We start from the raw sequence: 12,733 nt of genomic DNA on the forward strand, positions 1-12,733 counted from the left end.
CGTCCTTGCAATGACGTTCTCGACGCTGGCGCTGGTCACGGCGCTGGGGCTGCTGGGCCCGCTGCTCGCCGCGAAGCAGTCGTGGCACCTGCCCCTGATCCTGGGCCCGATGCTGGCGGGCGTGGTCTTCGGCGCGACGGGCTTCCGGGTCCTGGATGCGACCGAGCCGACCTTCGCCTTCCTCGCCGACATCGGCTTCGCCATCGTCATGTTCGTCGCCGGGACGCACGTCCCGGTGCGCGATCCGGCGGTGCGCGCGGCGCTGGGCGCGGGGGCGATCCGCGCCGCCGCGGTCGGCGTCATCGCCGCGATCCTCGGCACCGCGCTCTCGGCGGCCTTCGATACCGGCCACGCCGCGCTGTACGCGGTGCTCATGGCGTCGTCGTCGGCGGCCGTGGTGCTGCCGATCATCAACTCCAACCACCTCACCGGCAAGCCCGTCCTGGCGCTGACCGCGCAGGTCGCGATCGCCGACACCGTCTGCGTCGTCGCGCTGCCGCTGGTCATCGACCCGCCCACCGCCGGACGGGCGGCGCTCGGCGCGCTCGCCGTGGGCGGCGCGGCGTTCGTGCTCTACCTGATCCTGCGGTGGTCGGAGAACAGCGGACTGCGCGACCGGATCGAAGAGTTCTCGGAGGAGCGCGAGTTCGCGCTGCAACTGCGGATCAGCCTCGTCGCGCTGTTCCTGCTCGCCGCGATCGCCACCACGATGCACGTCTCGGTGATGCTCGCCGGCTTCGCGCTGGGACTCGCGGTCTCGTCGGTGGGCGAGCCGCGGCGGATGGCGGCGCAGCTCTTCGCGCTCGGGGAGGGCTTCCTGGCGCCGCTCTTCTTCGTCTGGCTGGGCGCGCGGGTGAATCTGCGCGACCTCGTCGAGCACCCGTCGTTCATCCTGCTGGGGCTCGCCCTCGGCTTCGGCGCGATCGGCGCGCACGTCGCGATGCGGTTCGCCGGGCTGCCGGTGCCGCTGGGGGTGCTCGCGGCCGCGCAGATCGGGGTGCCCGTCGCCGCGGTGACGGTCGGCGAGCAGATGCACCCCTTCGCCGCGGGCGAGGGCGCCGCCCTGATCCTCGGCGCCCTCGTCACCATCGGCGGCGTCGCCGTCGCGGCGGGACCTGCGGCTAGCTCCGCAGCGATTGCTCCACCCGGGCCAGCGTCGTCCGGAGCGCCTCCGGCGCGTCCGTCGTGAAGATCGCCGTCTCGCCGGAGTCCTTCACGACGGCGTCATGGACCCGCTGATCGTGGTACAGAGCGGCGAGCGCGGTGTAGTCGCTGGTGCGGGGATCGTTCTCGCGGGCGGCGAAGACGTTGATGTACTGCGCCAGGTCGGGGCGGCGCGGATCGTCGGTGTAGATCGAATCCTTGCTCGTGAGCCCCAGTTTCACCGCGAAGGTGTCGTCCACGAAGCCGGCGTCGACGCTGTCGAGCGCCGGGTCGATCTGGGTGGGGTCCAGCGTGACGAGCGTGACCTTGGACCGCGCTCGATCCACGTCGGCGAGTGAGGACTGCCAGGTGCCCGCGCCGTCGCGGAAGGTCACGAGACCGGCCGCCTTCAGGCTGAGCAGGGGACGGATCTGGTTCGCGGGGTTGTCCGACAGGGCGATCGTCGCGCCCTGCGGCAAGGCATCGATCGACCGGTGTCGCTTCGAGTACAGCTGCAGGGGGTAGATCTGGGTGGCGCCGACCGGGGCCAGGCGGACGGTGTTCTTGACGTTGTACGCGGCGAGGTAGCGCACGTGCTGGAACTGGTTGAGGTCGATGGATTCGTCGGCGAGGGCGGGGTTCGGGGCGTTGTAGTCGGAGAAGGAGACGAGCTTCACGGAGTAGCCGTGCTCCTTCGCGACGTCGGTGAACACCTTCCAGTGGGGTTTGCCGACGTCGACGACCCCGAGCTTGATCTCGTTCGACGGGGTGTCGCTCGCGCAGGCGGTGGTGCCGACCGCGGTGAGGGACAACAGGACTGCGAGGATGGCGGTAGCCGTTCGTTTCACGAGGGTCCACTGTCCAGCACCTTTCGCCGCGCGGAAAGGTTTGCGGTCAGGGTGATCCCGCGCCCCCTCAGCCGCGTGCGTAGTCCACGACCACGGGAGCGTGATCCGAGAGTCGCTCGTCGGGGGAGGGTTCCTTGTCGACGACCACCGACTGCGCCGTGCGGGCGAGGCGCGGGGACGCGAGCTGGTGGTCGATCCGCCAGCCGACGTCCTTGGCGAAGGATTCGCCCGCCCAGCTCCACCACGACAGCGGGCCGGGCCGGTCGCCGTGCAGCGTGCGGACCACGTCGACGAGCCGGCGCGGCCCCAGCTGCGCGCCGAGCCACTCCCGCTCCTCCGGGAGGAAGCCCTCCATCCTCTGTGCGGGCCGCCAGTTGGTGACGTCGTGCGGCACAAGCGCCAGGTTGAGGTCGCCGAGCAACAGGAACTCGCGCCCCGCGGCTAGCGCGGCCCGGCGGTTACGGTCGAGCTCGCGCGCGAAGGCGTCGAGGAACCGCATCTTCCGGGCGTGCTTCGCGCCGCCGTCCGGCACGTCCCGCATGTTCCCGGGCCGTTGCAGGTGCGCGGGCAGCCCGCCCTTGGGCAGGTACAGGCAGGCCACCGTCAGGCCGGGGAGGTCCACCTCGACGTACCGGCCCTCGTGCGCGTACTCGGCGAGTCCGCGGGCGCGGGGCGGACGGCTCGCCCAGGTCCGCACGTCCGACGGTGCCTCCCGGCTCAGGATCGCCACCCCGTTGCGGCCCGGGATCGAGCCGCAGTCGACCGCCGCGTGATAGCCGGGGAACACGCCCACCTCGGCGGGCGGGCAGCGCAGCTCCTGCAGCGCCAGCACGTCCAGCCCGCGCCCCTCGAACCAGGCGTCGAAGCCGCGACGGCGCGCCGCCCGGATCCCGTTGACGTTGAACGTGCCGATCCGCAGCGCGTTCGGCGCCGTCAGGGCGCGGTCGCCGTGCTCGACGGGTCGATCAGGATCTTGGCGTGCACCTCGGGGTCGCCGAGCGCATCGAAGGCGGTCTCCACCCCGCCGAGCCCGACGGTGCCCGTGACCAGCGGCTTCACGTCGACTTTGCCGTTCGCCATCATGTGCAGCGTGTCGTGGAACTCACCCGGGTCGTAGCCGAAGGCGAACCGCAGGTCGATCTCCTTGTTGCCGGCCAGCGCGGGCATGATCTGGTCGGGCTCCATGCACACGCCGACGACGATCACGCGGGTGCGCAGCGGTGCGGCCTCGATGATCGAGTTGATCATGCCGGGCACGCCCACGCACTCGAAGACGACGGGGCCGGACGGGGTCTCGCCGATCTTGTCCGCGAGGCGGAAGACGTGCCACCACGGCACGGGGCCGGGGACCAGGGTGAGCTTGTCCATCGTGCTCACGCCCAGCTTGAAGAGGTCGCTGGCCTTGCGGATCTCGTTGCGGGGCTGCTTGTAGGCGTCCCACGGCTGCTGCTCCCGCGGGTCGACCACCACGTGGGCGCCCATCTGCGTCGCGAGGGCGCGGCGCCCGGGGGAGAAGTCGCTGGCGATGATCTTCTTGACGCCCGAGGCGCGCAGCATGGAGATCACGGCGAGGCCGATGGGGCCGCAGCCGATCACGATGGCCGTCTGCCCGCGACCGACCTCGGCGCGGCGCACCGCGTGCCAGGCCACGGCCATCGGCTCGGTGAGAGCGGCCTCCTCGTCGGAGAGCTTGTCGGGCACCGGCATCGTCATCGACTCCTGGACGAGCACCTGCTCGGCGTACGAGCCGGGGGACCGCTCGGACAGTCCGACGAGCTGCGGCTCGCTGCCGACCATCAGCGTCGGCAGGGACACGACGCGGGTGCCCACCGGCCACCGCTTGCGACAGCCAGGCCCGTACTCGGCGACGGTGCCCACGAACTCGTGGCCCATGACGATGCGCTGGTCGGTGCGCATGCAGTCGGGGTAGCCGGCCTTCGCGGCGAGGTCCGCGACGAGGTCGGCGTGGTGGCGTGCGTGCAGGTCGGAGCCGCAGATCCCGGTGCGGGTGACGTCGAGCAGCACCTGCCCGCGGGCGGGACTCGGGGCGGGGAGTTCTTCGACGGTCAGGCGGCCTTCGGTGCACACGACAGCTTTCATACGTTCGAGAATAATCGCTGCCCCCGAGGAGTCGGTTTCCCGCACCCGGCGGGTGCTATGAGTCCCCTCACCTTCCTGTGTGTTGCGATCGCAACAATGCCTGCTATGTTGCGTTCATGCAGATCCTGAAGAAGACCTTCATCGCCGCCGCAGCAGGCCTCGGTGTCGTCGCCGCCGTCCCCTCGATCGCCCACGCCGCCGAGCGTGACCTGGTGATCGTGTACGCGGGCCTGATCGCCCCCGGCCAGATCTACGAGCCCCTGAACACCAACCTGCGCAATGCCGGTTTCGACGTCAAGAACCTGTGGCTGCCCGGTTTCGACCACCGCAAGGAGGCCGGAGAGCTCAAGGCCACGGTGGACCAGGCGAAGAAGGCCTCGCCGAACCGCACCGTCTCGATCGTCTCGCACAGCTCCGGCGCGATCAGCAGCCGCTACTACATCAAGGCGCTGGGCGGATCCAAGGACGTCGCCCGCTCGGTGGTGCTCGGCGGCGTCGAGTACGGCTCGCCGACCGGCTGTGTGCTGCCGGCACCCGCGAACGGCGCCTGCAACGGATCGGCGATCCTGAACCAGCTGAACGCCGGCGTCGACACCCCCGGCCCCACCGAGTTCTACTCGATCCGCAGCACGACCGATCCGCTGTCCGGCAACCTCGACGGCCGCCAGTGCCGCGCGACGGTCAAGGGCTACCTCCCGGCCGCCGCGTCGTTCGACCACGCGTACCTCGCCTGGGACCCGCGGGTCGTCCCGCTCGTCACCAGCTCGCTGCGGGGGAACTGCCCCGGCCAATGGGTGACCTCGCCCGAGGGCTCGGTCACGTACGAGAACAGCGTCGACATGAACCGCAAGTAGATTCCATCCCTGGGCACGATGCGGGTGCACCTGGTTCGATGAGTGCGTGAGCACATCGGATGACACCCGCATCGTTTCCGCCTCCCGCGACATCGCGGCCCCGGCGGACCTCGTCTTCGAACTGATCGCCGACCCGGCGCGCCAGCCCGAGTGGGACGGCAACGACAACCTCACCGCGGCGGCGCCGGGCCAGCGGGTGCGCGCCGTCGGGGATGTCTTCACGATGACGCTGACCAACAGCCAGGTCCGCGAGAACCACATCACCGAGTTCGACGAGGGCCGGCTCATCGCCTGGAAGCCATCGCCCGTCGGCGAGCCCGCCCCGGGTCACCTCTGGCGGTGGGAGCTGGCGCCGCTCGCCGACGGAGCCACCCGGGTCACGCACACCTACGACTGGACGCAGCTCCACGACGAGCAGCGTCTCCCGCGGGCCCGGGCGACCACCGCGGACCGTCTGGCCGCGTCCGTCGACCGGCTCGCGGCCCGCGCCGAGGATCGGTGAGCGGACCCGCACTGCGGCGGACGCTCGGCCTCGGGGACGCCGTCACCGTCGGCCTCTCGGCGATGATCGGTGCGGGCGTCTTCGTCGCCTTCGCCCCGGCCGCCGCGGCCGCGGGATCCGGGCTGTTCCTCGGCCTGGCGATCGCCGCGTTCCTCGCCTACTGCAACGCGAGCAGCTCCGCGCGGCTCGCCGTCCGGTATCCGCAGTCCGGCGGCACCTACGTGTACGGGCGCGAGCGCCTCGGCCCCTTCTGGGGCCACCTCGCCGGCTGGAGCTTCGTCGTCGGCAAGTCCGCGTCGTGCGCCGCGATGGCGCTCGCCGTCGGCCACTACGCCTGGCCCGCGCAGGCGCACGCCGTCGCCGCGGGCTCATTGGTCGCGCTGACCGCCTTGAACGTCGCGGGGGTGGAGCGCTCGGCCCGGGTCGCGCGCGTGATCGTGGCCGTCGTCCTCGCCGTGCTCGTCGCGGTCGGCGTCAGCGCGTTCGGCTCCGCCGCGGCGGAGCCGTCCCGGCTCCTCGACGGTGCGGCCGCCGGCCCGTTCGGCGTGCTGCAGGCCGCGGGCCTGCTGTTCTTCGCGTTCGCGGGGTACGCGCGCATCGCCACCCTCGGCGAGGAGGTGCGCGACCCCGCGCGGACGCTCCCGCGTGCGATCTTCGTGGCGCTGGCCGTCGCACTCGGGGTGTACGCGCTCGTCGGCGTCGCGCTGGTCGCGGTCCTCGGCACGGACGGCCTGGCGGCCTCGGCCGCGCCGGTGGCCGATGCGGCGCGGGTCGCTGGATTCCCGGTCGCGGTGGTCACGGTGACGGCCTGCGTCGCGGCACTGGGGTCGTTGCTGGCGCTGCTGCTCGGCGTCTCCCGGACGGCGCTCGCCATGGCCCGCGACGGCCACCTGCCGCGCGTCCTCGCCGCGGTCGACGGGCGGCGGGGGGTCCCCGTGCGTGCAGAACTCGCCGTCGGCGTGGTGGTCACGATCGTGGCCGCCACGGCGGAGGTGGGGGCCGCCATCGGCTTCTCGTCGTTCGCCGTCCTCGTCTACTACGCGGTGGCAAACGCGTCCGCGTGGACGCTCGAATCCCGGGCCCGCACCCGGATCGTTCCCGCCCTGGGGCTGACGGGGTGCCTCGTGGTGGCGCTGTCGCTGCCCGCGGGATCGGTGTCCGCGGGCATCGTCGTGCTCGTCGCGGGCGCGCTCGCCTACGCGGTGACCCGCAGGAACGCCCCGTCCGGCTAACAGCCCGTCTGGTAGAGGGCCTTGAGCCACCCGGCGCTCTGGTAGCCCCAGCCGAAGACCGTCGCGGCGGTGCCCCGATGCTCCGGGAAGTCCGTCATCTGCATCGTCTTGCCGTAGCAGCGTTCGAGGATGAAACGGGCGCGCTCGAGGTGTGCGGTGGTGGTGACCACGATGATGTCCTCCCAGCCACGGGCGGCGGCGAGCCGCTGCACCTCCTGCGCCTCGCCGCGCGTGGTCCAGGGCTCCGGCAGGAAGCAGGTGATCTGCACGCCGGTGATCGTCCGCGCGCACAGTTCCTGCATCCGCGTGTCGTCTGCGCCGACGGAGTTGGACAGCACCACTTGGGACGCCAGGCCCCGTTCCGCGAGGTCGATGCCGTACTCGAATCGCTGGTAGGGATTGCCCCCGAGGACGACGATCGCGTCCGCGGGGGTGAGCTCCCGGTCGATCTTGGGCTGGAGGTAGGCGCGGTCGAGAGCGATGCCGACGGCGGCCAGGAGCACGAGAATCAGGGCGCACGCGATCAGGCGACGCATCCGTCGCCCACGGGTCATCGCTGTTCGCACCACTGCAGTATCGCGGTTGCAACATCCGCGCGCACATCGGGGTGATACGCGGGGTGATCGCCGGCGTTCGGTCGCACGATGCGGATGGTGCCTGCGGGGCGCCGCCGAGCGCGGCGGAGCAGCCGGCGGAGGCCCTCCGGGCCGCGCTGGGAGTCGAACCACGCGGCGTCGGGCGGGGCGAGCACGAGCACCGCGTCGGTGCCCGCTGCGACGACCGGCCGCAGCAGGACCTCGGGCACCTGCGTGACGCCGCGCCGGCCGAGCACGCGCCAGGCCGGATACGGCAGCCGGGTCCGCAGCACCTCCTTGATCCGCCCGCGCGGGCTGCGCGCGAAGGCCGGGTCCGTGCGGGGCACGCCCAGGTCCTGCGCGGTGGCGGCCGCGATCCCCGGCTTGAGCCGCCACGAGTAGAGGACCGTGTTCACCAGGACCGTCGCGTCGGCGGCCGCCGTGCGCGCCGCGTGGGCCGCGAACCAGGAGCCCGAGCACACCCCTGCGGTGAGCAGCGGGCCGTCGAGCGTGCGGGCCGCCGCGGTCGCGTCCTCCACGCCGGTCGTGGGGAACAGCGCGACGACCTCGTCCGCGTCGACGGGGCCCGATTCGCCGGCGCCTCGGCGATCGAAGCGCAGGGCGGCGCCGCCCGCGGCGGCCACGTCGCGGGCCAGGTGCACCCAGGCGCGGTTCGGTCCGTGCCGGGTGTCGTTGGCCGTCGCGCAGAGCAGTACCGACCGGCGCGCGGCCCCGTCGGCGGGCACCGAGCGGATCGCGGCGGCGCCCTCCACGTCCTCGATCCGTTCCTCGAGGCCGTCCCACCGCGCGCGGGTCCGGATCTCGGGCGCGACGGCGACGGGCTCCTGGTCGGGCAGCGCCGCGACCAGCCACGCGGCGATGTCCGCGACCGCGGCGTCGGGGATGCGGTTCAGGTGCGCCTCGGGCTCGATGAACTCCGCCATCCCGTCGACGGTGATCCGGTCGGCCCTCGCGGGGCCGGCGGGCGCGGCGCCCGGGCGCTCGGCGAGGAGGACGCGCGGGGCGGTGAGGGCGTCGGCCGGCAGCGCGGCGAGCTCGGTCGCGGCGGCGGGATGTACATCGAGGCCGAGCCACGTGTCCGACCCGGCGCCGATCGCCAGGCGCCCGAGCGCCGCCTGCGCGCGGGCGAAGGGTCTGCCGCCGACGGGATCCCACAGCACGGCGGCGCGCGGTTCCAGGCCCGCGGCGCCGGCGATCGCGGTGCCGGCCCGCAGCGCGACCACCGCGGGGGCGCCCACGCCGAGTCCGCGCAGGTACGCGTCCGCGTGCCGCACGGAGGCGACCCACCCGGCCGCGGCGCCGGGCAGGCCCGCGGCGCCGGCGGAGTCGCCCGTACCGAGGTAGTCGAAGCGCAGCACGGCGAGGCCCTCCGCGGCGAGCAGCGCGGCGAGGCGGCGCAGCCCGCGCAGGGCGTCGTACTGCTCCTTGGCCAGGGGCGGGACCAGCAGGACCGCACCGCGCACCCGGCGCGACGCGTGGAGATGCAGCGCGCCGTAGAGGGGCGCGTCGGCGGGGCCGAAGTAGGTGCGCAGCTCCAGTGGCTCGTCAGTCGAGGGCATCGACGATCTCCTTCGCCCGGTCGGCGTACGTGTTCGCGCCGCCGGTGATCGCGGCGTGCCCGGCGGCGGCGATCCGCGCGGCGGCCGCCGGATCGGCCCGCACCCGCGCGACGATCGCGTCGATCTCTGCGGGGTCGTCGTACAGCAGCGCCTCCCGCCCGTCGACCAGCAACTCCGCGTGCTCGTCGGTGCGTGGGCCCACGAACAGCCCGCCGGCCGCGGGGACCTCGAAGGTGCGGCAGGTGTGGGTATCGCGGTTGTCCGAGTTGAGCAGCACCAGGTTGGCGTCGATCGCGCCGATCGCCGCGGACAGGGCCGTGCCGTACTGGGGGCCGCGCACCGTCGCCCTGCTGCGCAGCAGGGCGGGCCTGCGGCGCCACCCGGGGCCGGCCAGGTAGAAGTCCGGGCCGAGCCCGGTGGCCAGGCGCTCGACGAGCGCCGCTCGGTCCGGGCGGGCGTTGCCGACGAATCCGGCCGCGTACCGTCGCGGCGAGCGGGGCGCGACGGGGCGGTGCCAGTCGGGGTCGTAGGCGCTGCGCACGAGGATCGCGCGCTGCGCGCCCCGCGCGAGCAACTCGGGCACGTTGTGCGCCTTGGTGGTGACGATCGCGTCCCACCCGGGCTCCGCCGCCAGATACTCGGGAGTGGTGTTGACGGGGTTGGCCACGTCGTCCGCGCTGTAGTGCACGTGCCGGCCCGCCGGCAGGTCCAACAGGCGTTCCTGGTCCAGGTGCACGGACGTGTAGCAGAACAGCAGGTCGGCGACGGGCTGCGCCTCGAGTAGCCGGTGCACCGATTCGACGGTGCCGGGCGCCCGCCGCCCGGTGCGCTTGGCGTACCACCACGCCGCGCCGCCGCGCCGGGGGAGCGTGACCGCGGTGGTGTCGACGACGGTCACCTCGTGCCCCGCCCGGCGGAATCCCTCGGCGAGGGAGCGGGCGTTGCTGCCGTACCAGTCGTCGCCGGCGAAGAGGATCCTCATGCGGCGGCGCCTCCGGCGGGGGCCGCGACGGCCGTCGCCTCCAGGCGCCGGGCCCGCAGGACGGAGAAGCCGGCCGCAGCGGTCTGGGCGGCGACGATCCCCGTGACGACGGTGAGCGGAGCGTGGGTGTGGAGCGCGACCGCCAGCGCCGCCGTGATGACCGCGGCCCCCACGCCGCCGGCCAACAGCACCCCTCGTGCGTCGTCCAGGACCGGGAGGACGGCCGTCGCCACGAAGGAGGCGACCGCCATGCCCGGGAGGGCCCACGCCTGGATCTGCAGGAGCGCGACGGCGCCGTGGTACTCCGGACCGAAGATCAAGGGGACCAGCCACGGCGCGAGCAGCGTCGCAGCCGCGGCGAGCAGCGCGGCGCCGGCGGCGACCGCGACGATGCCACGGCGCGCGGTCGACCAGAAGGCGCCCGTGTCCCGTCGCGCGAGCCGGGGGAGCAGACTCATTCCGACGGCGTCGAGCAGCGAGCCGGCCGCCTGCACCGGGCGATCGCTCGCGCTGAACAGGCCCAGCGCGGGCGGGGCGAGCGCCGGGGCGAACACCGTCGCGGCGCCCGGGCCGTACGTCGACGACAACACCCGCGCCGCGAACACCGGCGCCCCGGTGCGAAGTAGCGCGCGGGGCCGACCGGGCCGCGCGGGACGGCCGTAGTCGCGGAGCGTGCGGGCCCAGGACCAGCCGATCGTCACGAGGTTCCCGGCCAGCAGGCAACCCATCGCCGCCTCCGGTGTCCGGATCTGCGGGAGCAGCGCGACGAGAAGCGCCAGGTAGACGACCCGGCCGGCGGTCTGTTGCGCCACGACCGCCCCGAACCGGCCCGCCCCGAGGAGCACCCAGTCCTCGCCGCAGGCGCTCACCGAGCCCACGACCAGGCCCAGCGCCGCCATCTCCACCGCGCGGGGCACCGGCAGCACCACCGCCAGGACGAAGAGCGCGGTGAACGCCGCGAGGGCCGCGGCGCGGAGGCCGGCGTAGTCGCCCCGCAGCCGGTCCAGCCCCGGCTTCCCCGCGCGGGCGGCGACGAAGGCGGTCAGGCCCAGGTCGGTGCACAGGGCACCGAGGAAGTACGTCGACATCGCGATCGCGAGGAGGCCCATCCCGGCAGGGCCCAGTACCCGCGCGCACAGGGGGATCGTGACGAGCGTGACCGCGTACTGGCCGTACCGGCCGGCCGAGACGAGCACGACATCGCGGAGCACCCCCGCGGAGCCGCGGAGCCGCGTCATCGGACGTCCCGCGCCACCCGCGCCAGCAGGGAGTCCGCGATCGCCGCGGAGGTCTTGAGGTCGAGGTCACGGCCGCGGTCGCGCGCCGCCGCCGCGAGCTGCTCGCGCAACTCCCAGTCGGCGATGAGCGCGTCGAGCGCGACGGCGAGCTGGTCGGAGCGGCGCGGCGGCACCAGTACCCCGGTCTGCCCGTCGACGATGAGCTCCGTCGGCCCACCGGCGCGGGCGGCGACCACGACCCGCCCCGCGGCCATCGCCTCGGCGACGACCTGCCCGAAGGGCTCGGTGAGCCGGGAGTAGTGCACCACGATGTCGGCGTCGGCCGCCTCGGTGATCGGGTCCGCCACGTGCCCGGTGAAGGTGACGCGATGCGCGATGCCCAGGCGCTCGGCGAGTTCCTCGAGCTCCGCGAGGTACTGATCGTCGCCGTCGAAGTGGGCGCCACCGACGAACCGGACCTCGGGCTCGGCCTCCATCTGGGCGAGCGCCCGCAACAGCAGGTCCTGCCCCTTCCACGGGGTGATCCGGCCGATCATGGCGATCTTCACGCTTCCCGGGGCGCGCTGGGGCGCCGCCGCGGGGACCGTGCGCAGGTCGACGCCGGGGTGGCACACCGCGCTCGGCCTACCGCCGGTGGAGATGGTGCGCAGCGTGCCGCGCGAGTTGGCGAGGTATCCCGACGCGGCCAGCCGCCCGAGGAGCCGCAGGGGGAAGCGCTTGCGGCCGAAGTACTCCGCGCTGACGCGGTCGTGCACCTGCCACACCAGGGGGATGCCCGTGCGGCGGGAGGCCACGGCTCCGGCGAACAGCGATTTGGTCGATTCGGCGACCACGACGTCGGCGTCCGCCTCGACCAGCATCGGGGCGAGGCGCCGGCCCGCGCGGTAGAGGCCGACGGCGGCACGCAGCACGCCCACCGGTCCGGCGTCGCGCCGCACCGTCGACGGACGGCCCGGGACCACCGCGACCGGCACGTCCGCCGCCTCGAGCACGTCGGTGAGTGGACCGGGCGCGAGGAGCATCACCGAGGCGGGGACCCCGCGGTGGCGCAGCTCCCCGGCGAGCCGGGCGAAGGCCAGTTCCGCGCCCGACGGCGCGGCGGTGTGCCCGAGGAAGACGGGCCGGGACGGGCTCACGCGGCGACCGCCCGGTACAGGGCGGCGTGCCGGGCGGCCGCGGCGTCCCAGGTGAAGAGCTCGGCGTGGGCCCGGCAGGCTTCCGTCGACGGTCGCGCACCGTCGAGCCCCGCGGCCAGACGGTCCGCGAGCCCGTCGGCGTCGCCCGCGGGCACGACGAGGTCGGGGGCGAGGTCGCGGACGGCGTCAGGCATCCCGCCGACGTCGGTGACGACGGGTGCGCGACCGCAGGCGAGGGATTCGAGGGCGACGAGCCCGAAGCCCTCCCAGGCGAGTGACGGGACCGTCGTCAGCGTCGCGCGCGCGTACCTGCGCGCGAGGTCGGCGTCATCGATCGTTCCCACGAAGGTCACAGTATCGGTGATCCCCAGGTCCGCCGCGGTCCGGCGCAGAAGCGCGCGCTGCGAGCCGTCGCCCACCACGTCCAGCCGGGCCTCGGGGTGGCGGGCCAGCACCGCGGGCCACGCCCGCAGCAGCACGTCGATGCCCATCCGGCGCTCCAGCCGCCGGACGCAGAGCACACGGGGCGGGCCGTCGGGGGCG

At 73.9% G+C, this 12,733-nt stretch carries 13 protein-coding genes; 4 read left to right on the forward strand and 9 right to left on the reverse strand.

Annotated elements, in window-relative coordinates; all coding sequences use genetic code 11:
* Positions 1–10 precede the first annotated feature (10 nt).
* On the forward strand, positions 11–1,189 hold the full coding sequence (locus ACM9LD_RS19140) for a cation:proton antiporter (protein ID WP_415678141.1): 1,179 nt from the start codon (positions 11–13) through the stop codon (positions 1,187–1,189).
* Here ACM9LD_RS19140 and ACM9LD_RS19145 read toward each other — a convergent pair.
* The 3 genes from ACM9LD_RS19145 to ACM9LD_RS19155 all read right to left on the reverse strand — a co-directional run bounded on the left by ACM9LD_RS19145 (position 1,122) and on the right by ACM9LD_RS19155 (position 4,091).
* The gene (locus ACM9LD_RS19145; RefSeq protein WP_415678142.1) at positions 1,122–1,991 is read right to left on the reverse strand and encodes a MetQ/NlpA family ABC transporter substrate-binding protein; all 870 of its coding nucleotides are present in this window, start codon (positions 1,989–1,991) and stop codon (positions 1,122–1,124) included. The genes ACM9LD_RS19140 and ACM9LD_RS19145 overlap by 68 nt on opposite strands.
* 67 nt (positions 1,992–2,058) lie before the next feature.
* The gene (locus ACM9LD_RS19150) at positions 2,059–2,910 is read right to left on the reverse strand and encodes an exodeoxyribonuclease III (RefSeq protein WP_415678161.1); all 852 of its coding nucleotides are present in this window, start codon (positions 2,908–2,910) and stop codon (positions 2,059–2,061) included.
* Positions 2,911–2,924: 14 nt separating this feature from the next.
* The gene (locus tag ACM9LD_RS19155) at positions 2,925–4,091 is read right to left on the reverse strand and encodes a zinc-binding dehydrogenase (protein WP_415678143.1); all 1,167 of its coding nucleotides are present in this window, start codon (positions 4,089–4,091) and stop codon (positions 2,925–2,927) included.
* 116 nt (positions 4,092–4,207) lie between these two features.
* Here ACM9LD_RS19155 and ACM9LD_RS19160 point away from each other — a divergent pair, with 116 nt between their 5' ends.
* Genes ACM9LD_RS19160 through ACM9LD_RS19170 form a run of 3 tightly spaced genes read left to right on the forward strand, consistent with a single transcriptional unit; the run spans position 4,208 to position 6,679 of the window.
* Positions 4,208–4,945: an esterase/lipase family protein gene (locus tag ACM9LD_RS19160; RefSeq protein ID WP_415678144.1), complete on the forward strand. Its 738-nt coding sequence runs from the start codon at positions 4,208–4,210 to the stop codon at positions 4,943–4,945.
* A gap of 46 nt (positions 4,946–4,991) precedes the next feature.
* On the forward strand, positions 4,992–5,447 hold the full coding sequence (locus tag ACM9LD_RS19165) for an SRPBCC family protein (RefSeq protein WP_415678145.1): 456 nt from the start codon (positions 4,992–4,994) through the stop codon (positions 5,445–5,447).
* Positions 5,444–6,679, forward strand: coding sequence for an APC family permease (locus tag ACM9LD_RS19170; protein ID WP_415678146.1), 1,236 nt, complete (start codon positions 5,444–5,446; stop codon positions 6,677–6,679). The genes ACM9LD_RS19165 and ACM9LD_RS19170 overlap by 4 nt, the downstream gene beginning before the upstream one ends.
* Here ACM9LD_RS19170 and ACM9LD_RS19175 read toward each other — a convergent pair.
* The 6 genes from ACM9LD_RS19175 to ACM9LD_RS19200 form a co-directional block, all read right to left on the reverse strand.
* Positions 6,676–7,245 (reverse strand): YdcF family protein, encoded by a 570-nt coding sequence (locus tag ACM9LD_RS19175; RefSeq protein WP_415678147.1) that lies wholly within the window; start codon positions 7,243–7,245, stop codon positions 6,676–6,678. The two genes, ACM9LD_RS19170 and ACM9LD_RS19175, sit on opposite strands and share 4 nt — an antisense overlap.
* Positions 7,230–8,834: an alpha/beta hydrolase family protein gene (locus tag ACM9LD_RS19180; protein ID WP_415678148.1), complete on the reverse strand. Its 1,605-nt coding sequence runs from the start codon at positions 8,832–8,834 to the stop codon at positions 7,230–7,232. The genes ACM9LD_RS19175 and ACM9LD_RS19180 overlap by 16 nt, the downstream gene beginning before the upstream one ends.
* On the reverse strand, positions 8,821–9,816 hold the full coding sequence (locus ACM9LD_RS19185) for a CgeB family protein (RefSeq protein ID WP_415678149.1): 996 nt from the start codon (positions 9,814–9,816) through the stop codon (positions 8,821–8,823). Before ACM9LD_RS19185 ends, ACM9LD_RS19180 begins: the two co-directional genes overlap by 14 nt.
* Positions 9,813–11,054, reverse strand: coding sequence for a lipopolysaccharide biosynthesis protein (locus ACM9LD_RS19190; protein ID WP_415678150.1), 1,242 nt, complete (start codon positions 11,052–11,054; stop codon positions 9,813–9,815). Before ACM9LD_RS19190 ends, ACM9LD_RS19185 begins: the two co-directional genes overlap by 4 nt.
* Positions 11,051–12,190 carry a glycosyltransferase gene (locus ACM9LD_RS19195; protein ID WP_415678151.1) on the reverse strand — a complete coding sequence of 380 codons (1,140 nt, stop codon included), beginning with the start codon at positions 12,188–12,190 and terminating at the stop codon, positions 11,051–11,053. Before ACM9LD_RS19195 ends, ACM9LD_RS19190 begins: the two co-directional genes overlap by 4 nt.
* A partial coding sequence (locus ACM9LD_RS19200) for a glycosyltransferase (protein WP_415678152.1) occupies positions 12,187–12,733 on the reverse strand: 547 nt, incomplete at its 5' end. The genes ACM9LD_RS19200 and ACM9LD_RS19195, both read right to left, overlap by 4 nt.

It is taken from the genome of Tsukamurella hominis (genome assembly GCF_965137015.1).
GTDB classification, from domain to species: domain Bacteria; phylum Actinomycetota; class Actinomycetes; order Mycobacteriales; family Mycobacteriaceae; genus Tsukamurella; species Tsukamurella hominis.